Origin of the sequence: Methylobacterium sp. GXS13 (genome assembly GCF_001455965.1) — a bacterium.
Classification (GTDB): Bacteria; Pseudomonadota; Alphaproteobacteria; order Rhizobiales; family Beijerinckiaceae; genus Methylobacterium.
This window is the reverse complement of sequence record NZ_LKKO01000069.1, coordinates 52327-75325: the sequence shown is the minus strand read 5'-3', so window position 1 is coordinate 75325 and position 22999 is coordinate 52327. Positions and strand designations below refer to the sequence as shown.

20 protein-coding genes are annotated in these 22999 nt (G+C 66.3%); 8 read left to right on the top strand and 12 right to left on the bottom strand.

From position 1 onward, the window contains the following. Positions 1–167 precede the first annotated feature (167 nt). Genes AO398_RS22590 through AO398_RS22580 form a run of 3 tightly spaced genes read right to left on the bottom strand, consistent with a single transcriptional unit; the run spans position 168 to position 5441 of the window. Positions 168–3233, bottom strand: coding sequence for an efflux RND transporter permease subunit (locus AO398_RS22590; protein ID WP_058194420.1), 3066 nt, complete (start codon positions 3231–3233; stop codon positions 168–170). 22 nt (positions 3234–3255) lie between these two features. After that, on the bottom strand, positions 3256–4353 hold the full coding sequence (locus tag AO398_RS22585) for an efflux RND transporter periplasmic adaptor subunit (RefSeq protein ID WP_058194419.1): 1098 nt from the start codon (positions 4351–4353) through the stop codon (positions 3256–3258). Further along, positions 4350–5441 carry an efflux RND transporter periplasmic adaptor subunit gene (locus AO398_RS22580; RefSeq protein WP_152997622.1) on the bottom strand — a complete coding sequence of 364 codons (1092 nt, stop codon included), beginning with the start codon at positions 5439–5441 and terminating at the stop codon, positions 4350–4352. Before AO398_RS22580 ends, AO398_RS22585 begins: the two co-directional genes overlap by 4 nt. A gap of 105 nt (positions 5442–5546) precedes the next feature. On the opposite strand from AO398_RS22580, the gene AO398_RS22575 reads away from it, so the two are divergent. Both AO398_RS22575 and AO398_RS22570 read left to right on the top strand, forming a co-directional pair. Beyond that, a complete protein-coding gene (locus AO398_RS22575; protein WP_058194417.1) occupies positions 5547–6110 on the top strand; it encodes a TetR/AcrR family transcriptional regulator in 564 nt (187 codons plus the stop codon). Positions 6111–6471: 361 nt separating this feature from the next. Continuing rightward, positions 6472–7173, top strand: coding sequence for a hypothetical protein (locus AO398_RS22570; protein ID WP_058194416.1), 702 nt, complete (start codon positions 6472–6474; stop codon positions 7171–7173). Between the two features lie 54 nt (positions 7174–7227). Here the strand turns inward: AO398_RS22570 and AO398_RS22565 are convergent, their stop codons facing one another. Next, complete coding sequence (locus tag AO398_RS22565; RefSeq protein ID WP_058194415.1) at positions 7228–7512, bottom strand: hypothetical protein; 285 nt, start codon at positions 7510–7512, stop codon at positions 7228–7230. A gap of 449 nt (positions 7513–7961) precedes the next feature. Between AO398_RS22565 and frc the strand changes: the two genes are divergently transcribed. Together frc and AO398_RS22555 are read left to right on the top strand one after the other, a co-directional pair. Beyond that, on the top strand, positions 7962–9239 hold the full coding sequence (gene frc, locus AO398_RS22560) for a formyl-CoA transferase (protein WP_058194414.1): 1278 nt from the start codon (positions 7962–7964) through the stop codon (positions 9237–9239). Between the two features lie 118 nt (positions 9240–9357). After that, positions 9358–10290, top strand: coding sequence for a methionyl-tRNA formyltransferase (locus tag AO398_RS22555; protein ID WP_058194413.1), 933 nt, complete (start codon positions 9358–9360; stop codon positions 10288–10290). A gap of 140 nt (positions 10291–10430) precedes the next feature. Here AO398_RS22555 and AO398_RS22550 read toward each other — a convergent pair whose 3' ends face one another. Both AO398_RS22550 and oxlT read right to left on the bottom strand, forming a co-directional pair. Next, positions 10431–11087 carry a class II aldolase/adducin family protein gene (locus AO398_RS22550; RefSeq protein ID WP_058194412.1) on the bottom strand — a complete coding sequence of 219 codons (657 nt, stop codon included), beginning with the start codon at positions 11085–11087 and terminating at the stop codon, positions 10431–10433. Positions 11088–11179: 92 nt separating this feature from the next. Continuing rightward, entirely contained in the window at positions 11180–12457 is a 1278-nt protein-coding gene (gene oxlT / locus AO398_RS22545; RefSeq protein WP_058194411.1) for an oxalate/formate MFS antiporter, read from the bottom strand. Between the two features lie 486 nt (positions 12458–12943). On the opposite strand from oxlT, the gene AO398_RS22540 reads away from it, so the two are divergent. From AO398_RS22540 to AO398_RS22530, 4 genes are all read left to right on the top strand, one after another. Then, positions 12944–13636: a GntR family transcriptional regulator gene (locus AO398_RS22540; protein ID WP_058194410.1), complete on the top strand. Its 693-nt coding sequence runs from the start codon at positions 12944–12946 to the stop codon at positions 13634–13636. A gap of 361 nt (positions 13637–13997) precedes the next feature. Then, positions 13998–14150 (top strand): hypothetical protein, encoded by a 153-nt coding sequence (locus AO398_RS29130; RefSeq protein ID WP_201025811.1) that lies wholly within the window; start codon positions 13998–14000, stop codon positions 14148–14150. Positions 14151–14423: 273 nt separating this feature from the next. Then, positions 14424–15338, top strand: a complete 915-nt coding sequence (locus AO398_RS22535) for an HD-GYP domain-containing protein (RefSeq protein ID WP_244498861.1) — start codon at positions 14424–14426, stop codon at positions 15336–15338. A gap of 117 nt (positions 15339–15455) precedes the next feature. Beyond that, positions 15456–15950, top strand: a complete 495-nt coding sequence (locus AO398_RS22530) for a CAP domain-containing protein (protein ID WP_058194514.1) — start codon at positions 15456–15458, stop codon at positions 15948–15950. Between the two features lie 6 nt (positions 15951–15956). On the opposite strand, the gene recJ is transcribed toward AO398_RS22530, so the two are convergent. The 6 genes from recJ to AO398_RS22500 all read right to left on the bottom strand — a co-directional run bounded on the left by recJ (position 15957) and on the right by AO398_RS22500 (position 22999). Then, positions 15957–17789, bottom strand: coding sequence for a single-stranded-DNA-specific exonuclease RecJ (gene recJ, locus AO398_RS22525; RefSeq protein ID WP_058194408.1), 1833 nt, complete (start codon positions 17787–17789; stop codon positions 15957–15959). A gap of 127 nt (positions 17790–17916) precedes the next feature. After that, positions 17917–19317 (bottom strand): NAD(P)(+) transhydrogenase (Re/Si-specific) subunit beta, encoded by a 1401-nt coding sequence (locus AO398_RS22520; protein WP_058194407.1) that lies wholly within the window; start codon positions 19315–19317, stop codon positions 17917–17919. Positions 19318–19321: 4 nt separating this feature from the next. Next, the gene (locus AO398_RS22515; RefSeq protein WP_058194406.1) at positions 19322–19777 is read right to left on the bottom strand and encodes a proton-translocating transhydrogenase family protein; all 456 of its coding nucleotides are present in this window, start codon (positions 19775–19777) and stop codon (positions 19322–19324) included. 24 nt (positions 19778–19801) lie between these two features. Further along, positions 19802–21031 carry a Re/Si-specific NAD(P)(+) transhydrogenase subunit alpha gene (locus AO398_RS22510; RefSeq protein ID WP_058194405.1) on the bottom strand — a complete coding sequence of 410 codons (1230 nt, stop codon included), beginning with the start codon at positions 21029–21031 and terminating at the stop codon, positions 19802–19804. 188 nt (positions 21032–21219) lie between these two features. Further along, positions 21220–21513 carry an aa3-type cytochrome c oxidase subunit IV gene (locus AO398_RS22505; RefSeq protein ID WP_058194404.1) on the bottom strand — a complete coding sequence of 98 codons (294 nt, stop codon included), beginning with the start codon at positions 21511–21513 and terminating at the stop codon, positions 21220–21222. 124 nt (positions 21514–21637) lie between these two features. Then, positions 21638–22999, bottom strand: coding sequence for an AarF/ABC1/UbiB kinase family protein (locus tag AO398_RS22500; protein WP_058194403.1), 1362 nt, complete (start codon positions 22997–22999; stop codon positions 21638–21640).

Below are 22999 nucleotides of genomic sequence, written 5' to 3'. Positions count from 1 at the left end.
TCCTCGGTTCTGGTCTCGCTTACGCGCGAGGACAGCCGGGAGTTTCGGCCTGCGGCACGACGTGCCCGACGAGAGGAATCACGGTCGGCCCGCCCTGAGGGGGCGGAGGGGCGGGCCGACCGCTCATCGCAGCGTGGAACCACGCTGCGATCGGTGTCGCCGGTCGCTCAGGCGGGCTGCGCCGGAACCGGGTCACGGCTCTCCGGACGGATCCGGTAGCAGCCGACGTAGAGCGCAGGCAGGAACAGCAGCGTCAGGAACGTTGCCGCCAGGATGCCGCCGATCATGGCGAAGGCCATGGGTCCCCAAAATACCTCGCGGGCGATCGGGATCAGGCCGAGGCTCGCCGCGGCGGCGGTGAGCAGGATCGGCCGCATCCGGTGATGGGTCGCCTCGTAGACCGCATCCCAGGGCGCCATGCCCTCGGCCCGGAACTCCTCGATCTGGCTCACCAGGATCACCGCGTTGCGGATGATGATCCCGATCAGGGCCAGGATGCCGAGGATGGCAACGAAGCCCATCGGCTTGTCGAACAGCAGCAGGGCCGGGACGACGCCGATCAGCCCGAGGGGCGCCACCGTGAAGACGAGGAGCATCCGGCCGACGCTCTGGAGCTGGACCATGAGGAGAAGCGCCATCGTGAGCAGCATCACCGGCACCACCGCGGCGATCGGGCCTTGACCCTTGGCCGATTCCTCGACGGCGCCGCCGGTCTCCAGGGTGTAGCCCTCGGGTAGCGCCTTGGCGAACGCGTCGATCCCCGGCTGCAGGGCGGTCACGATGGTGGCGGGCTGGGTGGTGTCGCGGATCGTGGCACGCACCGTCACCGTCGCAAGCCGGTTGCGCCGCCAGACGATCGGCTGCTCGAGGTCGTAGCCGATCCGCGCAAAGGAGAGCAGCGGCACCACCGAACCGTTGGCCAGGCCGACCTGCAAGGATTGCAGGGTATCGAGCGACGAGCGCTCGGCGGCCCGCGCCCGCCCGACGACGTTCACGAGGTAGATCGAGTCCCGCACCTGCGTGATCGCCTGGCCGCCCTCGATCCCGTTGAGGATGCCGGCGATGTCCTGGCTGGTCACGCCGAGCTGGCGTGCCTTGTCCTGAAGGATCTCGACCCGCAGGACCTTCCCGGGCTCGTTCCAGTCGAAGGTTGGCACGTCGAGCCGGCGGTCCGTGGCAACCACATTGGCGAGGTCGAGGGCGAGGCGGCGGACCGTTTCCATGTTCGCGCCGCTCAGCCGGTACTGGACCGGTCGGCCCACCGGCGGCCCGAGACTCAAAGGCTGGACCAGCACGTCCGTGCCGACGAAGTCGCGCTTTCCGATCGCCTGGAGGTGGGCCATGACCTGGTCGCGAACCTCGAGAGACTTCGTGACGACGACGATCTGGCCGTAGAACGCGTTGGAGAGCTGCTGGTCGAGGGGGAGGTAGAAGCGCACCGCGCCCTGGCCGACATAGGACGACCAACTCGCCACGTCCGGGTCGTCCTTCAGCTTGGCCTCGAACCGGTCCATCTGCGCCTTGGTCTCGGCGATGGTGGCGTTCTGCGGCAGCGTCAGGTCGACCAGCACCTCCGAGCGATCGGACGACGGGAAGAACTGTTGCTGGACGTGGCCCATGCCGACGATCGCCGCCGCCATCAGGGCGAGGCAGAGCGCGACCGTTGTCCAGCGCCAGGCCATGGCGACTTTGAGTACCGCCAGGAACATTCGGGTGAGGAACCCGCGCTTCTCGGCATGGTGCTTCACGGTCTTCGGCAGAAGCGTGACGCCGATCAGGGGCGCGAACAGCACGGCCACCACCCAGGAGACCAGCAGCGAGGCGGCCAGCACCACAAACAGCGAGTAGGTGTACTCGCCGGCTCCCGAGCCGTTGAAGCCGATCGGCAGGAAGCCCGCCACCGTCACCAGGGTGCCGGTGAGCATGGGGAAGGCCGTCGAGGTGTAGGCGAAGGTCGCCGCCTTCCGGAGCGTGTCGCCCTGCTCCAGCCGCGCAACCATCATCTCGACCGTGATCATGGCGTCATCGACCAGCAGGCCGAGCGCGATGATCAGAGCACCGAGCGAGATGCGCTGCAGCGTTACGTCCATCATCTGCATGACGACGAAGACGATCGCCAGCACGAGGGGGATCGAGACCGAGACCACCAACCCGGCTCGAACGCCGAGGCTCACGAAGCTGACGGCGAGTACGATCACGACGGCCTCGACCAGCGCCTCGGTGAATCCGCCAACCGCGTGCTCGACTTGCTTGGGCTGGTCCGAGATCAGGTGGACGCCCACGCCCACCGGCAGCGTCGCCTCGATCCGCCGCATCTGATCCTTCAGGGCCTCGCCGACATGCAGCAGGTTGGCGCCCGGCCGCATGGCGATGGCGAGGCCGATGGCGGGCTCGCCGTTGACCCGGAACATCGGGGCGGGCGGATCCTCGTAGCCGCGGCTGATCTCGGCGATGTCGGCCAGCCGGAAGAAGCGGTCGTTGACCCGCAGGTTCACGTCCTGAAGTGAGGCTTCCGAGGTAAAGGAGCCGCTTACCCGCAGGGAGACGCGCTCCGGCCCGGCCTGCACCACCCCGGAGGCGGAGACGGCGTTCTGCGCCTGAAGCGCCTTGATCAACGCCTGGAAGTCGATCCCGTAGCCCGCGAGCTTGCGGGTCGAGAAGTCGAGATAGATCGTCTCGGCCTGAGTGCCGATCAACTGGGTCTTGCCGATGTCGGGCACCCGCAGGACCTCGGTGCGCACGCCCTCGACGTAGTCGCGCAGCTGCCGGTATGTCAGGCCGTCGGCGGTGAAGGCGTAGATGTTGCCGTAGACGTCGCCGAACTCGTCATTGAAGAACGGGCCCTGCACGCCGTCCGGGAACTGGCCCTTGATGTCGCCGAGGCGCTTGCGGACCTGGTAGAAAGCCGGCTGCACGTCGGATTTCTTCAGCGTATCGCGGAACTGCACGAACACCGTCGATGAGCCCGGCGTCGTGTAACTGCGAACATAGTCCAGGCCGTTGAGCTGCTGCAGCTCCTTCTCGACGCGGTCCGTGACCTGATCGATCGTGTCCCTGATCGTGGCACCCGGCCATGTCGTCTGGACGACCACGGTCTTGATCGTGAACGGTGGGTCTTCCTCGCGGCCGAGGCGGCTATAGGCCATCACGCCCGCCACCAGCGAGACCGCCATCAGGAACCAGACGAACGAGCGATGCCCGAGCGCCCAATCGGAGAGATTGAAATCCTTCACGGGAAGCCCTCCTCCGACCGGCTCAACGGGCGTCGTCGGTCAGGCGCACGGCCTGGCCTTCGCGCAGGGTGTGGACGCCTGCCACGACGATCCGCTCGCCCGGCGCGAGACCCGCGCTGATGGCGATGCGCCCGCCCTCGTCTCCCTCCGGGGCGGAGGCCGGCGTCACGTCGCGGCGCACCACCGACTTGCCGTCCGCGGCGACGATCCAGATCGAGCGGCGCTCGCCGTCTTGGAGCAGCGCGGAGTCCGGCAGGAGGAAGCGGCGCGGGACCTTGCGCATCAGCGACACATCGATGGTCGCTCCGAGCCGGAAGGCGGGTCCGGGATCCTCCAGGGTGATGCGAATGCGCCGGGAGCGCGTCCCGGCCTCGGCAAGCGGCGCGATCTCACGGACGCGGCCCCTGGCCGTCAGTTCGGGCGCGCTCTGGAGCGCCACCGTGAACACTCCGTCCGCCGGCAGGGCGCCGACATACTGCTCCGGGATATCGACCACCGCTTCGCGGATCTCCGGCCGTGCGACGGTGACGACCCCCTGGCCGGCGCTCAGCACCTGTCCGATCTCGGCGAGGCGCTGGGTGACGACACCGTCGAACTCGGCCTTCAGCTCGGTATAGCCCATCTGATCCCGGGCCTTCTGAAGGCTCGCTGCGGCCTGATCGAGCCGCGCCCGGGCGGTGTCACGCTTGGCCACCGCCTGATCGAGAGTGGATTGCGAGACGTTGTTCCCCGCCATGAGACGCCGGGCGCGCACCTCGGCGGCCTCTGCATTCTCGGTCTGTGCTCGCGCATCGGCGAGATCGGCTTCGGCCCGGGTCAGGTCGAAGCGCGTCACCACGGTGTCCAGGGCGGCCAGGCGCTGACCCTTCTTGACGATGTCGCCGACGGTCACGTCGCGCGCCACCATCCGGCCAGGAATCTGAAAGCCGAGTTGCGACTGGTAGCGGGGCTCGATCGTGCCTGCGAAGGGGCCGAACGCGATGCTGTCGCTGGGCACGGCCACCTGCGTCAGGACCGGTCGCACGGGGGCTGTCGCTTCCTTGGGCGCATCGCCATGGCCGTCGCAGCCGCCGAGTGCGAGCGCGAGTGTCGTGCTCGCCAGAACCGCGCGCGCCCTCATGGGTTGCCTCCAACGAGGGCGGCGGCAACCTCCTGCCCCGGACGCAAAAATTGGATTCCCGCAATGACGACGCGCTCGCCCGGCTCGACGCCGCTCTTCAAGGCGATGACGTCTGGCCCGTACCGGTCGATTTCGACGGTGCGGACCGATACGGTCCGGCGTCCGGCATCATAAACCCAGACCGCCGGGTGACCGTCGTAGCGATACAGTGCCGACCAGGGCAGGATCACCGCTTCGTGCGGCGCGAAGCGCCCGTGGCCGATGACGACGGCGCCGAGCCCCATGGCCGGGGGCGTCTGCTCCAGGCCAATCTTGACCCGGACCGTGCCGCTCGACGCATCCACCGTCGGCGAGACCTCGCGCACGGTTCCGCGCGCCGTGATCGCCGGATTCGCTTGCAGCGAGACGGTGATGGTCTTGTCGCCCGGTGGTCGCGCGGTCAGCGATTCGTAGACGTTGAAAACCGCGTCCCGCGGCCCGTCCTGGGCGAGCACCAGAACGGTCTGACCAGCTTGGACCACTTGGCCGACCTCGACGCTGCGGCTCGTGACGATCCCGGACACGCCGGCCCGCAACTCCGTATAGGAGAACTGCTCCTGAGCTGTTCCGATTGCCGCCTTGGCCGAATCGACCGCGGCCTGGGTGGTGCGCAGCTCCTGCTCGGCATTGTCGTAGCTTGGCCGCGTCGTGTAGCCACCTGCCAGCAGCTGCTTCTGGCGCTCGAAGGCCATCTTTGCCTGGGTCAGCAGCGCTTCAGCGGAGGCCAGGGCGGCCTTGGCGGTGTCGAGATTGGCCCGCTGGGTCAGCGGCTCCAATACGGCCAGGACCTGATCGGCCGCGATGTGATCGCCGACCTCGACCCGGCGCTCGGCGACCTTGCCGTTCGTGCGGAACGAGACGTTGACCTGCGCCTGAGCCTGGATGTCGCCGGTGAGCACGACCTCGGCGCCGGCCGGCGTGCGCCGGGCCTCGACCACGCGGACGCGTGCCAGAGCCGTGTCCGGCGCCACCGCGGGTTCGGCGCCCCGGGCCGCCGATGTGAGGGCGATCGTCGCCACCACCACGGCTGTGTATCGATGACAGGTCATACGGATCTTGCGGGCGACCATCGCGGCGGAGCGGGATCCGGCCACGTGACGCGTTCCTACTTGATCGCTTACATACCGTCCAGTCGGTTTCTAGAACGGTGACCCATGCGCGTGAAACGGCAGCGGCTGGCGGAACGGCCGGAGATCATTCTGGAGGCGGCCGACGCGGTGCTGCGCAAGGGGGGGGCACGGGCGCTGACCATCGACGCCGTTGCGACCGAGGCAGGCTTGAGCAAGGGTGGCGTGCTGCATCACTACGCCTCCAAGGACGCGCTGATCCTGGCCCTCGTGGCGCGAAAGCTCTCGGAGCTGCGCATGGAGATCGCCGCCTGCGAGGCCGAGATCCCGCCCGGACCGGCGCAGCTGCCGATGGCCATGGTGGCGCATGTCCGGTCGCATTATTGCGACGACGAAGAATCCTCCCGAGCGCTGCTCCTGGCCTCGGTCGAGTCGCCCGAGGCCCTGAACGATTACCGGGCCTTCGTCGCCGACCAGCTTGACCGGCTCGCGGCGATGAACAGCGCATACCCCGGTGAGGGCTCCGTCCTGTTCTTCGCGATCCTGGGGGTTATCATGGGCCGGACCCTGGGCTTCCACCAGCTCGACGTGGACGCGCTGGAGCCGATGTTCGAGGCACTGGAGCGCATGGCCCGGAAATCCGAAGCTTGACCCCGCTGGACGGGCCACGGAATGCGTGGAGCTGGCGGTCTTTGCCGACGGACACACAAAAATTCGCGTGCGGTGCCAAGCTCGAACCGCAATCCTCCGCAATGGCGGGTTCGCTCGCGACGATGTAGGCGAACCTGAAGATTCCGCCGCCCGGTAAAAACCGCGATGCTGTCTTTATCGGTCCGCCGGAACGACCATGCGAGACGAGCGTCCTCACCCTGTTGCGTCGCTGAGCGGTTAGGCCGTTGCATACCGAAGACGAATCTCGGAACGACAACACCGGATCGTCAGGTGTCCATGAGTCGTTGGGTTGCACGAACGCGTTGATGGCCGTCCCGTTACTCACCGCCAGCGTAGCGTCATGAATGAACACGCCGCGATCCCGTCTGCCGACGACCTACGCAGCGCCCTCGCCCGCACGCTCTACGAATACGATGGAACCGAGAACGCCGATCATCCGGCCTGGGATGGGGATGCGCTGGATACGCACCATCCGGGCTTGCGCGAGCGCTATCTGCAACGCGCTGACGCCCTTGCCGCCGGTCCCCTCGCCGGCCTGATCATGGATCTGAACGACCGGAATGCGCGCGACGAGGAGTTGCGCGTGCTGCGTCGGCAGCGCATGGCGCCCGAGCGTGAGCGCGAGCTCTTAGAGGCGAACAACCGCGTGCTCGCGCGGGTTCATGCCGCGGAAGCGGCCCAGGAGGCTGCCGAGGCTGCCCTGTCCGTGGCGCAGCGGGAGCGAGACGTCTCCCGGGAGGCGGAGGCGTTCTGGCAGCGTTTCGCGTTTGATGCCGATGAATTGGCGACCCGCCGCCTGATCGAGCAGACCGATGCCCGGGCGGAAGCCGAACGCACCGCGATCCGCGAGCGCTGCCGGCGGGAACGGGCCGAGAGCGCCTTGCGCCTCTTCGCCGACAGGGCCGAGGTGATGCCCAAGGAGGGTTGGGCGTCGGAACTGACCAAGGCCAATCGCGACATCCCGCTCTGGTGGTTTCACGCCGCCCGGGTCGCGCTGGAATCACACGACCCGCAGATCGGACCCGAGCCGGAGAACCCTTAAGCTCGTCGCTGTGCGGCCTATCTCAGCCGCACGAAAATTGAGTCGAACCAACCGTCAGGCCGCGGCCGGCCGCGCCACCTCGGCCGGCGGCTCGCGGAACAGGGCCGTACAGCCGGAGCCGCGGTGCATGCTCAGGATCGAAGCCCGATCGATTTCCGGATGTGCCTTCAGTACCTTCTGCACGCAACACAGGACGCGATCGTACTGCGCGGCGTCGAAATTCGGCTCGAGCGGGCTAACGGCGATGTACGTCTCGACCACGAGCACACGCTCCGCCCGGTCGCGATCGACATCGACGGCAATCCAGGACGACTTGATCAGGCTGGTGCTGGCGAGCATGGGCGTTCCTCGTTCAGCGTTGTTACGCAATCGACCACGGCGCGGCCGATCGATTTTGGCGGAATGATGAACCGCCTTGAGACGTATGCCAAGGGGGCGACGTCCGGTTCCCACGTTGCACTTGCGCGATCGCGTTGAGACTTGAAACTCTTGGGTCTAAGCACAGACGTTCTACCCTACTTTCGCGTGTGCTTCTTTCTACTCGCCTCGCGCAGATGGCATGTGGTATACAAGCAGGAAGGCCCGCCAGACCGGGCTAGCGTGACGGAACCGCGATTCGACGGGACCGCGCATCGGGAGGGAGTGTCGGCATGGTCCGTCCGAAGACACCAGGCGCGTGTTTCCAGAATCGCCGCGCAGCCTCCGCGACGACACGGCGGTCGTGAGACGGGTCTGAACCCCGTCCCGCCGCCGCATCCCGAAACCCGACCCGAGATCCGAGACCGATCATGAGCAAGGCCCTCGAAGGCGTCCGCATCCTGGACTTCACCCACGTTCAATCCGGCCCGACCTGTACCCAGCTCCTCGCCTGGTTCGGGGCCGACGTGATCAAGGTCGAGCGGCCGGGGGTCGGCGACGCCACCCGCCAGCAGCTGCAGGATCTCCCGGATGTGGACAGCCTGTATTTCACGATGCTGAACCACAACAAGCGCTCGCTCACGCTCGATTCGAAAAACCCGAAGGGCAAGGAAGTGCTCTGGCGTCTGATCGAGGAATGCGACGTCCTCGTCGAGAACTTCGCGCCCGGGGCGCTGGCCCGGATGGGTCTGACCTGGGAGAAGATCCACGCCAAGAACCCGCGCATGATCCTCGCCTCGGTGAAAGGCTTCGGGCCGGGCCGCTACGAGGAGTGCAAGGTCTACGAGAACGTCGCGCAATGCGCCGGCGGCTCGGCCTCCACAACCGGGTTCCGGGACGGCATCCCGATGGTGACCGGCGCCCAGATCGGTGATTCCGGCACCGGCCTGCACCTCGCGCTCGGCATCGTCACGGCGCTCTACCACCGGACCCAGACTGGCCTCGGCCAGAAGGTCGACTGCGCCATGCAGGACGGCGTGCTCAACCTGTGCCGGGTGAAGCTGCGCGATCAGCAGCGCCTGGAGCACGGTCCGCTCAAGGAATACAGCCAGTTCGGCGAGGGCATCCCGTTCGGCGACGCAACCCCGCGGGCTGGCAACGATTCCGGCGGCGGCCAGCCGGGCCGGATCCTGCGCTGCAAGGGCTGGGAGCAGGACCCGAACGCCTACATCTACGTGATCACGCAGGCTGCGGTCTGGGACCCGATCTGCGACATCATCGGCGAGCCGGGCTGGAAGACCGACCCGAACTACGCCTCCCCGAAGGCGCGCCTGCCGCATCTCAACGAGATCTTCACGCGCATCGAAGCCTGGACGATGAAGATGTCCAAGTTCGAGGCCATGGACATCCTCAACGGCCACGACATCCCGTGCGGCCCGATCCTGTCCATGAAGGAGATCGCCGCCGACGAGGCTCTGCGCGCGACCGGCACCATTGTCGAAGTCGATCATCCGACCCGCGGCCGCTACCTGTCGGTGGGCAACCCGATCAAGCTGTCGGCCAGCCCGACCGAGGTGGTGCGCTCGCCCCTACTCGGCGAGCACAACGACGAGATTCTCCGCGACGTGCTGAAATACTCGCCCGAAGAGGTCGAGGAGATCGCCGGGTCCGGCGCCATCGGCGGCGTGCAGAAGATCGCCGCGGAATGAGAACGGCCGGCGATCCCGGGCCATTCGCCCGGGCTCGCCGCCCAGCGGCACGCCACCATCGTCACATTCGAAAAAACTCCCGCCCCGTGTCGGGGCCGGACGACGCCAGGGATTTCCCATGCGCATCGCCGTCATCGGTCAGCAGGATTTCGGCAAGGCCGTCCTGGAAGCTTTCTTGAAACGTGGGGACACCGTCGCGGGCGTCTTCTGCGCGCCTGAGAAGCCCGGGGCCAAGCCCGACGTGCTCAAGACCGCGGCGCTGGAAAAGGACCTGCCTGTCTTCCAGTTCCCGAGCCTGAAGAGCCCGGAGGCCGAGGCGGCGATGCGCGGCCTCGACGCCGATATCGGCATCATGGCCTACGTGCTGCAATTCGCGCCGCAGAGCTTCGTCACCATCCCGAAGCACGGCACGATCCAGTACCACCCGAGCCTGTTGCCGCGCTATCGCGGCCCATCCTCGATCAACTGGCCGATCGCCAAGGGCGACCTGCAGACCGGGCTCACGATCTTCCGCCCCACCGACGGCCTTGATGAGGGGCCGGTGATCCTGCAGAAGACCTGCGAGATCGGCGGCGACGCGACGCTCGGCGACATCTACTTCAACAACCTGTTCCCGATGGGCGTCGATGCGATGCTGGAGGCGGCCGACCTTGTGGTCGCCGGCGAGCATATCGAGGTCGATCAGGACGAGGACGCGGCGAGCTACGAGGGCTGGTTCCGCACCGCAGAAGCCGAGATCCGCTGGTCCGGCCATGCCGATCAGATCTACAACCTGATCCGCGCCGCCAACCCGGCCCCCGGCGCCTGGACGACCCTTGACGGCAAGAAGCTTCAGATCTTCGACGCGCGCCTCCATCCGGTCCGCCGCCTTGGCGAGGTGAAGGGCAAGCCTGGCGAGGTGATCGCCGTGGACGAGGACGGGTTCAGCGTCTGCGCGCAGGGCGGGCGGATCGAGATCCGCAAGGTGAAGCCCGAGGACGGCAAGAAGATCGCGGCTTCCGAGTTCGCGGCTTCCGGCGGCATCGCGCTCGGGCAAGTCCTCGGCCGCTGAGCCGAGTGGATTCACACACGCCTATCGGTAGTCAGTGCTGAAAACACCGCGGGTTTTCCCCTCCCAACAAGGGGGAGGAGAGCGCGTCACGCCTGACCAAAGACGATGTGTGAACGGCGTAAGTCGGCCTGGGCCGTGCTTCAGCCTTTGTCGGCGGCGTTCAGCCCGTAGCCGCGGAAGCGCTCGACCGTGCTGGTGATCTCGTGGTCGGATAGGATGTTCGGGGCGCCGACCTGGAGCGCCACGGCGTATTGCCAGCATAGCGTCTCCAACTCGACCGCCAGCCACAAGGCCTTCTCGATCGTCGCGCCGGCGGCGATCATGCCGTGGTTGGCGAGCAGGCAGACGTTCCGGTCCTTAAGCGCCGCCAGGGCCAGCTCCGAGAGCTCGGCCGTGCCGTAGGACGCGTAGGGCGCGCAGCGCACGTTCGGTCCGCCGAAAGCCGCGATCATGTAATGCACCGCCGGGATCTCCCGCCCGCACAGGGCGAAGGCTGTGCAATGGATCGGGTGGGCGTGCACGACGGCGGCGATCTCGGGCCGCGCCGCGAGGATGTCCCGATGGAACCGCCATTCCGAGGACGGCTTGAGCCCGTCCGGGTGCGTCCCGTCGAAGGCCAACGACACGATGTCGTCCGGGCTCATCCGCGCCGTTGGCAGCCCCGAGGGCGTGATCAGGATGCCGTCGCGGAAGCGTACCGAGACGTTGCCTGAGGTGCCGCGGTTCAGCCCTTGCGCGTCGAGGTCCCGCGCCGCCACCACCACGCTCTCGCGTGCAATCCGCTCGTCCCTATCCATGCCCGATCCTCGGATGACCCCGGTACCGGGTACGCGCGAAGGCCCGGCGCCGTAAAGCCGGCGCCGGGCCTCCTGTCGTTTGGTCCGCTGTCTTACTGGGCGAGCACCGGTGCGAGGTTCGCCTGCGGCGCCTTGGTGTAGGCCGCGCGCATCGGCTTGAGCACGAACAGGGCCAGGAACGCCGCCAGGATGTTGAGCCCGGCCGCAACCAGGAACACCGTGTGCCAGCTGCCGGTCATGGTCGTGAGCACGCTGGTATAGGGCACGATCAGCGCCGCCGTGCCCTTGGCCGTGTAGAGCAGGCCGGCATTGGTCGCGGCGTATTTGGAGCCGAACGTGTCGCCGCAGGTCGCCGGGAACAGCGAGTAGATTTCTCCCCAGGCGAAGAACACGAGACCGGTGAGCAGCACGAAGGCGATCGGGTTCTCGCCGAACTGGCTCAGCGCGTAGATGCCCAGGCCTTCGATCGCGAAGGAGATGAACATCGTGTTCTCGCGGCCGATATGGTCCGAGACCCAGCCGAAGAACGGCCGTGTGACACCGTTGAGCACCCGGTCCAGCGTCGCCGCGAAGGTGAGCGCCGGCAGCGTGATCCCGAGCAGCGACACCGGCACGTCGGCGATCTTGAAGTCCTTGGCGATGGGCCCGAGCTGCGCGGTCGCCATCAGGCCGCCGGCGGCCATCATGACGAACATCGCGTACATCACCCAGAAGATCGGGGTGCGCACCATTTCGCCCGGCTTGAAGTCGCGCTTGGACTGGCTGACCCGGGCCACATCTGGGACCTGGCCCTTGGCAGGCGAGCGTAGGAACAGGGCGATCAGCATCACGATCAGGCCCTGGCCGATGCCGAAGTAGAAGAACGCGGCCTCGTAGCCCTGGGACTTGATCATCGCCTGGATCGGCACGACCGTGAGGGCCGAGCCGGCGCCGAAACCCATCGCGGTGATGCCGGCGGCGAGGCCGCGGCGGTCGGGGAACCACTTGAGGGAATTGCCGACGCAAGTCCCGTAGACCGCGCCAGCACCCGTGCCGCCGATGGCCGCGGCCACGTACAGCATCGTGAGCGTCTCCGCGTAGGAGTTCATCACCCAGGCGATGCCGCAGAGCAGGCCGCCGAACAGGGTGACAATCCGGGGACCGTACTTATCAACGAACCAGCCTTCGATCGGCACGAGCCAGGTTTCGGTGACGACGAACAGCGTGAAGGCGATCTGGATCGCCGCGCGATCCCAACCATGCCGCTCCTGCATCGGGTTCACGAAGAACGTCCAGCCGTACTGCATGTTGGCGATCATGCACATGCAGACGACGCCGAACGCGAGCTGCAACCATCGGCTCCGCCCGACCGGTTTGCTGATCTCGGACATACGCTTCCCTCCAGATTGGATTTATTATTTTCTCGCGATCGCCGGCTGTGTTTATGACCCGACGGAGCCGCCCGTGGCAGTACAAAGCGAGGGGCGTGCTTTGAAAAATTCTTGTCTGACGGACAAATGAAGTCTCGACGGCGCCGGCTTCCACTGCCGAAAGGTCTCCTCGGCATATCTCTGGTCTACGATATGCCAGAAGAATGGTGCGGAGGTCGGGCGGATCTGTCAATCGATCCGGCATAAAAATACATGATTTTGCCGCAGGATTACCGACGTGGATGAAACGTAGCCATCGAATATGGCATTACCGTTCCAGTTTCGGCCGCGATGTCGGGGTTGCGGCGTGTCACGGCGAGTGAGCGCTCTGTGGAGTCGGCTTGCAATCAGCTAGGATCTGTCAAAGGTTTGCGCTAGTTCGGTGAAAGGGCGCACGACGCAGAACACGTGCGAGAAAATGACGAGCATGGGCCGACTGGACGAGGCATGTCGAACTCTGAACCGTTGAGCGTTAAACCGATCGTCGCCAGCTCCAGTCTACGGACCTTGGCTTATGAAGCGCTCAAGACTGCTATCACCAACATGGACATCTACGGGCGGGCCGATGAGGTGCGGCTCGACGAGCGGAAGCTGTCGCAGGATCTAGGCGTCAGCCGTACGCCCGTCCGCGAGGCACTTACCGTTCTGGAGCAGGAAGGGTTCGTCCGCTCCGAGGCGCGTCGTGGTGTCTTCGTCATTAAGAAGAACAAGCGCGAAATTGTCGGGATGATCCATGCGTGGACCGCGCTCGAGAGTATGGCGGCCCGCTTGGCCTGCGCCAGCGCCACCGATGCGCAGCTTCGGTCCCTCCGCGAATCATTCCCGGAGTTCTACGAGGGACAGCCGGCAGAGCATATCGACGAATACTCGGATGCCAATATTCGCTTCCACCAGCGGATTATCGCGCTGGGTCATTGCGAGCCGATCGCTGAGCTGACCAGTAACCTGCTGATGCATGTGCGCGGGATTCGCAGCACTGCGCTTCGACAGGGCGATCGGGCGGAGAGGTCGATCCGCGAGCACGTCGCGATTATCGCCGCGCTCGAAGCCCGGGACGCGGACATGGCGGAGCGACTCGTACGGGAACATGGCCTCGGCTTGGCACAGCACGTGGACACCTATGGCGATTATCTGGACTGAGTTCTGTCCATAGAACGATGTGAGATATTCAATCGACATCGGTCGATACGTCGGTGGCCTTCACACACTGCGTGGCATGCGGCGGCTGTTTAGGCAGTCGTTTACCTGCCTCCAAGCAAACAGCTGAAGGCGATCTGACTGCAGCGCAATATGATTGCCGCGCTTTGTCCCGTTCACCTTATCAGGCTGTCGGACCGGTGCATGCTGCGGCAGGATCAGAGCTAGGTTTTTAATCCCCTTTTTAAGCATGCGTTTCCAGCATGGATGGCATTCGGTATTTGGCATGCCAGTTTGCGATGCGGCATGGCATCTATTGCGTCGCACCATAAAGCGTGTTGCCGCGCCATTCCGGAGTTCCCCGATGATCGCCAGCTTCGTCGTCGTGTTCGTCGCCCTCGCCGCATGCCAGGCCCTGCTGGCTGTCAAGCTGGCCGACGTCCTGAGCCAGGCATCCGATGCTGGCAAGACCGCCACCCAGACGGTCCGTCAGCACGGTGCCGTCAGCCTTGCCTGAACACTGAGTATCCGGCGTCTATACGCTGGCAGAGTGCGTAGGGTTAACGATTTCCTCAAAGGTTTCCGCTAGAGTCAACGGATCGTTGACCATGCGGGCGAGGGAGCAACCGCGTTGGCCCTCGGCACCTCTTCGCGGACGGCGGATGGTCCGTTCGTCCTGCTGATCTCGGATCGCCCGTCGGAACGGACCGCCCTCGAGCGTGCCATCGCATTGGTGATGGATTGCCGGGCGGTCGCTGCCGGAAGCTCGGTCCCGCCCGGACGCCCACTTTTGATCATTCTGGATCTGCCGCCATCTCAGGTGGAAGCGCTGGAGCCGGCTTTGACCTTTCGGGGGCGCCCGGTACCACGCCTGGTCCTGGTCCGCGGTGAGCCCGCCAAGCCCTTGCCTCATATGCGCCAGCTGCCTGCGGCCGCGCCGCGGCAGGTTATTCTGGCGAATGTCTTCGCCATGATCGAGGCAGTGACGCGCTCGGTCGAGACGCGTCGGCGGAAACTCGTCGGACGGGTCTCAGATGCGACTGCGATCGTGTCCGAACTGTTCGATAGCGCGGCGCTCGGAGCGGGGCTGCAGCGCGCCGATGTCGAGCGCGGGACCGAGCTGGTGCTCACAGCCGTTTCGGAAAGCGGCATCATGGATTGGCTCGCTGAAGTCTGGCGCCACGATATCGGCGTCTATCAGCACACGCTGGGTGTGGCCGGTCATGCCGCGAGCTTCGGTGCGCAGATTGGGCTGAGCCGCATCGATCTCGCGCGATTGGTACGCGCCGCCCTCCTCCACGATATCGGTAAGTCGCGCATCCCGAGCGAGATTCTGAACAAGCCCGGCCATCTTGACCCGGAGGAATTGCGGCTGATGCAGCGCCATCCGGTGATCGGCGCCGATCTTCTGCGAGCCCAGGGGACGTTCGAGGACGAGGTGATCGAAGTCGTCTTACACCACCACGAGCGCCTCGACGGTACTGGCTATCCGAACAGGCTCCGAGGCACGGCGATCTCCGATCTGGTCCGGATCGTGGCGATCTGCGATGTGTTCTCCGCGCTGACCGAGCGCCGAGCCTATCGGAAGCCCGCCAGCCCGGCTGAGGCCCTGGCGATCATGGTCGACGGGTCCGGCCATCTCGACCCCGATCTTCTGCGCGTGTTCGCACCCGTCATGCTCGGGGGCGACGCGCTCGCCGCATGATCGCCGTGGCCTTCGCGCCACGGTTTGGCGCGGACGATCCGGACCTTCGTCGTGCGCCGCGCTTTCGCCGCAACCGCGCTTGAGGGAAGCGTACCCCTCCGAGAATCGCTGGCCCCCGTGTCGAAATTTTCCCTCGCCGTCGCTGCCGGTCTATCACTGTCGCTTGTCGGTTGCGGCGGCCTGTCTTTCTCACCCGAACCCAGCGTGGAAAACGCGACGCATACCGCGATCCTGGATGAGGTCGCCGCTGCGGCCGCGATCTCGACCTACCGGGTCCAGCACGGGCTGAGCCCGGTCATCGTTGACAACGGCCTGGTGAAGGCCGCCGCGTTCCAGGCCGGAAACAATGCGCGTCACGGTCAGCTGAGCCATGATGTCGGCGGCAGCTTCACGTCCCGCATGGCTTCAGCCGGTCTGGCGAAGGCCTGGGCAGCGGAGAATCTCAGTGCGGGGTCGGAGACCTTCGAGCAGGTGCTCGCCCGCTGGAAGGCCAGCCCCGAGCACAACAAAAATATGCTGCTCCCGCAGATCCGCCGGATCGGTATCGCCCGGGTCGATGCACCGAACACCCGCTACAAGCGGTTCTGGGCGCTGGTGATGGCCGGCGGCTGAGCGCGATCAGGTCTCGGCGGGAGCCAGATCAATGATCCGCAACTGGGCCCGCTCGGCCCCACGCCAGCGGTCGCAGGACAGCGTCCCGGCCACATGCATCTCCTGGCCGATGCCCCGCAGCAGGGCCTGACCAAGCGGACGTTCCGCCGCTCGGAAGCAGATTGCGCCCACGGCCTGACCGTCACGGCTGCGCAGCCGTGCGCGGACATGGCTCGAACCGACCACCGCGGCATCGACCAGTCGATGACGGCCGAGTGCGAAGATCGGCTCTGGCGCACCCTGCCCGAACGGGCCGGCCCTCTGCAGAAGGCGGACGGTCTCGGCGGTGGCCCCCCCGGCGCTCAGGCTGCCGTCGATCATCAACGCGTCTGCCGCGCGTGAGACCGCGACGCTGGCGCCGAGCAATGCAGCCAGGTGCGTCTCGAATCGGGGAATGTCGTCCGCCCGCAGGGTGACGCCCGCGGCCATGGCGTGGCCGCCTCCCTTACTGGCGAGCCCGGCCTCGACGCAGGCGCCCAGCGCGCGGCCGAGATCGGCCCCGGGGATCGAGCGACCGGAGCCGGTGGCGCTGCCATCCGCCCGGATCGCAAAGGCGAAGGCGGGTCGATTGAACCGCTCCTTGAGGCGTGCCGCGATCAGCCCGACGATGCCGGGATGCCACTCGGCGTTGCCGGTCACCAGCACGGCGCGGGTCGGGTCAAGGGTCAAGGCACGGTCCATCTCGGCCTCTGCCTCGGACACTGCATGCGCCTCGATTGCCTGACGCTCGCGGTTGAGGCGATCGAGATCGGCGGCGATCCGGGCGGCCTCGGCGGGATCGGCTGTCGTGAGCAGGCGTGCGCCAAGGGCCGAATCGCCGATGCGACCGCCTGCGTTGATCCGCGGACCCAGCACGAAACCGAGATGCCACGATTCCGGAGGTTCGTTGAGCGAAGCAGCATCGAGCAATGCCGCAAGACCGGTGCGGCCGCGATGGCGCATCACCGTCAGACCCTGGGTGACGAAGGCACGGTTCAGGCCGATCAGCGGTACCACATCGGCGACTGTCGCCAAGGCGACGAGATCCAGGGCGTCGGTAAGGATTGGCTCCGGGCGATCCGGGCCGAAAAACCCATCGCGGCGCAGGGCGCGACTCAACGCTGCCAGCGTCAGGAACACGACACCGGCAGCACAGAGATGACTGAGCCCGGACAGATCGTCGAGACGGTTTGGATTCACGACAGCCCTGGCGGGGGGGAGCAGCTCGGCGGCGGCATGGTGATCAAGCACGATCACATCAAGGCCAAGCTTCTCCGCCTCCTCGAGCGGTCCGTGGCCACTGGTGCCGCAATCCACGCAGACCAACAGGGTCGCGCCCTCGGCCGCCAGCGCCGTGATTGCTGCGACGTTGGGGCCGTAACCCTCGGTGATCCTGTCCGGGATGTGGATCGGCGCCCGCACGCCGAACTGGCGCAGGTAGCCGGCAAGCATCGCGGCGCTTGCAGCGCCGTCGACGTCGTAATCACCGAAGATGGCGACGGTCTCGCCAGCGCGGATCGCCTGCATGAGCCGGCGCACGGCCAAATCCATGTCGAGGAGGATGTCCGGGTCCGGCATCAGATCGCGCAAGCGTGGCGCCAGATGACGGGCGGCGTCGTCCGGCGACACTTGGCGACCCGCCAGGACACGAGCCAGCAACTCGGGCAGGCCATGGGCCTGGACCATCTTCGCGATATGGTTTTGCACCGTCATCCCGGTACAGCGCTCCTGCCAGCGCCGCCCGGTCACGGAGGCGGTGACGCCCAGGAATGGCGGCGCAGTGGCGATCAGCGAGGCGGCGGTGTCGGACACGGGCGGCATTCTACACCGGGTCGGTCTCGTAAGTGCGGGCGCTGGGGCCACAGCGGCTGCGATCAAAGCCTAGCTGGCAAAACGAAAAGGCGGGCATCGCTGCCCGCCCCTCGCACCAACCGACCCAGTAGCGTTTTCAGAACGCCTTTAGGATGTTGTCGACCACCTTCTTGGCGTCACCGAACAGCATCATGGTGTTGTCGCGGAAGAACACCTCGTTCTCCACGCCGGCATAGCCAGAGCCCATGCCGCGCTTGATGAACAGAACGGTCTTGGCCCGCTCCACGTCCAGGATCGGCATCCCGTAGATCGGCGAGGCCTTATCGGTCTTGGCGGCCGGGTTGGTGACGTCGTTGGCGCCGATCACGAAGGCGACATCGGCCTGCGGGAACTCGCCGTTGATGTCCTCAAGCTCGAACACCTCGTCGTACGGCACGTTCGCCTCGGCGAGTAGCACGTTCATGTGGCCCGGCATGCGGCCTGCCACCGGGTGGATGGCGTATTTCACGTCGACGCCTTCCTTCTTCAGCATGTCGGCCATCTCGCGCAACGAGTGCTGCGCCTGCGCTACCGCCATGCCGTAGCCCGGGACGATGATCACCCGCTCGGCGTTCTTCATGATGTAGGCGGCGTCGTCGGCCGAGCCCTGCTTGACCGGGCGCGTCTCGACCTGGCCGGGGCCGGCCGCAGCGGCGGCGTCGCCGCCGAACCCGCCCAGGATGACCGAGATGAACGACCGGTTCATCGCGTGGCACATGATGTAGGACAGGATCGCGCCCGACGAGCCCACCAGCGAGCCGGTGATGATCAGCGCAAGGTTGCCCAGGGTGAAACCGATGCCGGCTGCCGCCCAGCCCGAGTAGGAGTTGAGCATCGACACGACGACGGGCATGTCGGCGCCGCCGATCGGGATGATCAGCAGGCCGCCCAGCGCGAAGGACAGCAGCACGATCAGCCAGAAGACCGCCTTGCTCTCGTTGCCGATGAACAGCGCGATCAGCACCACCAACGCCACGGCCAAGCCGATGTTGATGAGGTGACGCTGCGGCAGCATGATCGGCTTGCCGGACATCCGACCGTCAAGCTTGGCGAAGGCGATGACCGAGCCGGTGAAGGTGATCGCGCCGATCGCTGCGCCCAACGCCATCTCGAACAGCGACTGCTTGTGGATGTGGCCGTTCTCGAGGATGCCGACCGCCTGCGGCGCGTAGAGCGTCGCCGCGGCGCCCGCCACGGCAGCGAGGCCCACCAGCGAGTGGAAGGCCGCCACGAGCTGCGGCACCGCCGTCATCGGCACACGCTTGGCGATGACCGCGCCGGCACCGCCGCCGATGCCGATGCCGAGGATCACCAGGATCCAGGCGCCGAAGCCGGCCGGCGGATGGCCGACCAGGGTGGTGAGCACGGCCAGCGCCATGCCGATCATGCCGTAGAGGTTGCCCTGCCGCGACGTGGTTGGGTGCGAGAGCCCCCGCAACGCCATGATGAACAGGACGCCGGCAACGATGTAGAGAAGCGCGGAGACGTTCTGGGACATCGTCTCAGGCCTTCTTCTTGTACATGCCGAGCATGCGCTGGGTGACGAGGAAGCCCCCGAAAATATTTACGCTGGCGAGCACGATGCCGATGAAGCCGAAGGCCCGGGCCCAGCCGGTGCCCTTCTCGAGGAGCGGCACGCCGGCCGCGAGGATCGCGCCGACGATGATCACCGACGAGATCGCGTTGGTTACCGACATCAGCGGCGTGTGCAGGGCCGGGGTGACTGACCAGACCACGTAGTAGCCGACGAAGATCGCCAGCACGAAGATGGCGAACTGGAAGATGAATGGATCGACGGCGCCGCCGGTGGCCGCACTGATCCCGTGGCCCATGCCGGACGCGATAGCCTGGGCCTGATCGGCCGCGTTGCGTGCCACGTCAGCTGCGGCGCGCGCCGCATCTGCCAGCACGCGGGTCTGATCAGCCGCCTGATCGGGAGGGACGACAAGGTTTGCCATTCTGCTTCTCCTCTCGATCGATCTTCAGTTCGCGCCCGACGGAGGCGGGGCGGACTCGGCCTTGCCGGTCTCCGACTTGGCGAGGCCCACGGCTGCGGCTTCCGAGGCGGGGCCGTCAGTCTTCGACTGGAAGGAGGCGTGCACCACGGAGCCGTCACGGGTCAGGTTGGTGGCCTTGACCAGTTCGTCGTCCCATTTGATCGCCAGCGCCTTGCTCTCCTTGTCGATCAGGGTCTCGGCGAACGCGTAGAGGTTGCGCGCGTAGAGGCTCGACGCCGTGGCTGCGAGGCGACCTGGCACGTTGGTGTGGCCGACGATTTTCACGCCGCGGTCGGTCACCACGATCTCGCCCGGCTTGGCGCCAGCGACGTTGCCGCCGCGCTCGACCGCGAGATCGATCAGGACCGAGCCCGGTTTCATCGAGGCGACCATCTCCTCGGAGACGAGCTTTGGGGCCGGACGGCCGGGGATCAGCGCCGTCGTGATGACGATGTCCTGCTTGGCGATGTGGCCCTTCACCAGCTCGGCCTGCTTGGCCTGATAGCCAGCCGACATTTCCTTGGCGTAGCCGCCTGCGGTCTCAGCCTGCTTGAACTCGTCATCCTCGACCGCGACGAACTTCGCGCCGAGGGATTCGACCTGCTCTTTGGTGGCGGGGCGCACGTCGGTGGCGGTGACGACCGCGCCGAGGCGTCGGGCGGTGGCAATCGCTTGGAGGCCGGCGACACCGACGCCCATGATGAAGACGCGCGCGGCCGGCACGGTACCAGCCGCGGTCATCATCATCGGCATGGCCCGACCGTATTCGGCAGCGCCGTCTACCACAGCCCGGTAACCAGCCAGGTTCGCCTGCGACGACAGCACGTCCATCACCTGCGCCCGGGTGATCCGTGGCATCAACTCCATGGCGAAGCCCGAGACGCCCGAATCGGCCATCGCCTGCAGCGCCGGCTCGTTGCCGTAGGGATCCATGATCGCGATGATCGTGGCGCCGCGCTTGAACAGCGACAGCTCCTCGGCAGCCGGACGGCGGACCTTGAGGACCAGATCGGCATCCCGCGCTGCGTCGGAGGCGCTGCCGGCGATCTCGGCGCCGGCGGCCTCGTATTCGGCATCAAGGATCCCGGCCTTCAGACCGGCACCCGCCTGCACGGTGATGTCGGCGCCGAGCGTCTTGAATTTCTTCACGGTCTCCGGGACCGCGGCCACCCGCGGTTCCGCAGAGTCCGTCTCGGACAGCACAGCAATGCGCATGCGAGGCTTCCCCTGTATAAGCTTGGCCTCTCGAATGCGCGAACCGGCACGGATTTTCGAGACGCGAAAGAAGGTTGCGCTGATGGAATAAGAGCGAATGTAACCCGCGGCGTGCCGACCCGGCAGCCACACTTCGACGCGTCGTTCGACCGCTCGGCCCTATCGCGTGAGCGGCCGCTGCTTCAGCCTCAGGCGAAGGCGAGATACAGGAACAAGAGGATGCCGACGACGAGGGGGGCGCGCCAACCAATGGCGGGGGCCAGGGCCCCGACGGCGCCAGCGGCACCCGATACGATGACGCTGAGAATCGCGAGCAGCCAAGCTTCCCGAATGCCGCCCACGGCCAGGGCCAGCACCCAGCAGATCACGACGCCCGTGCCGATCTCGACGAAGCGAACGAAGCCGCGATAGGTCTGCTCGTGGGTGTTCGCGTCCATCGCCGGGCTGTAGGTGTGCCCGGCCACCGTCTCACTCTCGGCCATCGTGCGCTCGTTTCCCTTAGATGCGACTTCTTGTGGTCACCCCGGGATGTAGCTCAAGCGTTTTCCTGCCGCAATCGGACGCACGCAAGTTGATTGCCCTCTCGGTGGACTTCCGTGCGCGAATTTACGCCGGCCTCGGCAGTCCGGCCTGGGCCAGGATCTGGTCTTGGCGTACGCCGAGCTGATCCAGGGAAAAATGCTCGATCTCGGCCTCGAACAACCGGTGGTAGTTCAGCTCCGAGCGGAGGTGCAGGAAAACCGCGCCGAGACCGACGGCGGCCCGATCCATGAAGACGAATTCCTGCGGCACGGTCACTGGGCCACGCTCCTTCAGCGCCTGGTGCACTTGGAAGGCCTGCCGCCGGCCATATTCTCCGGGCTTGACCCCGTCGGCCACGGTCCGGGTCCGGTCCTCCAGGAGTGGTCCGTAGATGAACCGCGCCCAGATGTTCAGGATCTCGATCTTTTCCTTATCGAGGTTCTTGAAGCCCCAGACCTCGTAGGCATGGACGATACGTGCCCCATCCTCCTCCAACAGGCCGCGATACAGATCGACGACGCCCCCGACGAAGCGGGGATGAAAGATGCGGACGCAGCCATAATCGAGCAGGTTGATACCCGCCGCTTCGCCACCCTCCGAGAAGACCGTGTAATTGCCCAGATGGGGGTCGCCATGGATCACGGCGGCACGGCTGAACGGGTGCCACCACGCCTTGAACATCGCCTGCGCGATGCGGTTGCGTATTTCGACCGGCTCTTCCGCGAAGCCGAGGATTTTGTCGCCGTCGAGCCAGCTCAACGTCAGCAGGCGCTTGGTCGACAGATCGGTGAACACGCCCGGCACGCGAACCGCCTCGATGTCTTTGAGTACCTCGCCATAGAGGCGTGCGTGCTTGGCTTCCCGCTCGTAATCGAGCTCCTCGCGCACCCGCGCGCCGATCTCCTTGGCAATTTCGCGGGTGTCGAGCCAACTGTTCATCCGGCGGTGGAGCGCGAAGGCGATCTCGAGCTGCTTCAGGTCGGCCTCTACGGCCGACTGCATATCCGGATATTGCAGCTTGCAAGCGAGCCGTTCGCCGTCCTTCGCGGTGGCACGATGCACCTGCCCGAGCGAGGCCGCGGCAGCGGGCTTCAGGTCGAAGCTCCCGAATCTGTCCTGCCAGCCAGCCCCCAGCTCCGACTGCATCCGCCGCTTGACGAAAGCCGCGCCCATCGGTGGCGCGTCGGCCTGGAGCTTCTGGAGTTCGGCGGCGTATTCCGGCGGCAGCAGGTCGGGGATGGTGGCGAGCAGTTGCGCCACCTTCATGATCGGACCCTTGAGGCCGCCGAGGGCCTGCGCGAGCGCGGCGGCGCTAGTCGTGCCCTCCTTGCCGAACAACCGGGACATGGCCATCCGAGCGGCGACGCCGCCGACATTGGCGCCGACGCTGGCATAGCGGCCCGCGCGGGCGGAGAAGCGATTGGCTTCGCGATCGGTCTCGGCCAT

Excerpts from the sequence above, each read along its gene's own strand:
- AO398_RS22585 (WP_058194419.1), bottom strand. The coding sequence starts at position 4,353 with ATGAGGGCGCGCGCGGTTCTGGCGAGCACGACACTCGCGCTCGCACTC.
- AO398_RS22580 (WP_152997622.1), bottom strand. The coding sequence starts at position 5,441 with ATGACCTGTCATCGATACACAGCCGTGGTGGTGGCGACGATCGCCCTC.
- AO398_RS22575 (WP_058194417.1), top strand. The coding sequence starts at position 5,547 with ATGCGCGTGAAACGGCAGCGGCTGGCGGAACGGCCGGAGATCATTCTG.
- AO398_RS22570 (WP_058194416.1), top strand. The coding sequence starts at position 6,472 with ATGAATGAACACGCCGCGATCCCGTCTGCCGACGACCTACGCAGCGCC.
- AO398_RS22565 (WP_058194415.1), bottom strand. The coding sequence starts at position 7,512 with ATGCTCGCCAGCACCAGCCTGATCAAGTCGTCCTGGATTGCCGTCGAT.
- frc (WP_058194414.1), top strand. The coding sequence starts at position 7,962 with ATGAGCAAGGCCCTCGAAGGCGTCCGCATCCTGGACTTCACCCACGTT.
- AO398_RS22555 (WP_058194413.1), top strand. The coding sequence starts at position 9,358 with ATGCGCATCGCCGTCATCGGTCAGCAGGATTTCGGCAAGGCCGTCCTG.
- AO398_RS22550 (WP_058194412.1), bottom strand. The coding sequence starts at position 11,087 with ATGGATAGGGACGAGCGGATTGCACGCGAGAGCGTGGTGGTGGCGGCG.
- oxlT (WP_058194411.1), bottom strand. The coding sequence starts at position 12,457 with ATGTCCGAGATCAGCAAACCGGTCGGGCGGAGCCGATGGTTGCAGCTC.
- AO398_RS22540 (WP_058194410.1), top strand. The coding sequence starts at position 12,944 with ATGTCGAACTCTGAACCGTTGAGCGTTAAACCGATCGTCGCCAGCTCC.
- AO398_RS29130 (WP_201025811.1), top strand. The coding sequence starts at position 13,998 with ATGATCGCCAGCTTCGTCGTCGTGTTCGTCGCCCTCGCCGCATGCCAG.
- recJ (WP_058194408.1), bottom strand. The coding sequence starts at position 17,789 with ATGCCGCCCGTGTCCGACACCGCCGCCTCGCTGATCGCCACTGCGCCG.
- AO398_RS22520 (WP_058194407.1), bottom strand. The coding sequence starts at position 19,317 with ATGTCCCAGAACGTCTCCGCGCTTCTCTACATCGTTGCCGGCGTCCTG.
- AO398_RS22515 (WP_058194406.1), bottom strand. The coding sequence starts at position 19,777 with ATGGCAAACCTTGTCGTCCCTCCCGATCAGGCGGCTGATCAGACCCGC.
- AO398_RS22510 (WP_058194405.1), bottom strand. The coding sequence starts at position 21,031 with ATGCGCATTGCTGTGCTGTCCGAGACGGACTCTGCGGAACCGCGGGTG.
- AO398_RS22505 (WP_058194404.1), bottom strand. The coding sequence starts at position 21,513 with ATGGCCGAGAGTGAGACGGTGGCCGGGCACACCTACAGCCCGGCGATG.
- AO398_RS22500 (WP_058194403.1), bottom strand. The coding sequence starts at position 22,999 with ATGGCCGAGACCGATCGCGAAGCCAATCGCTTCTCCGCCCGCGCGGGC.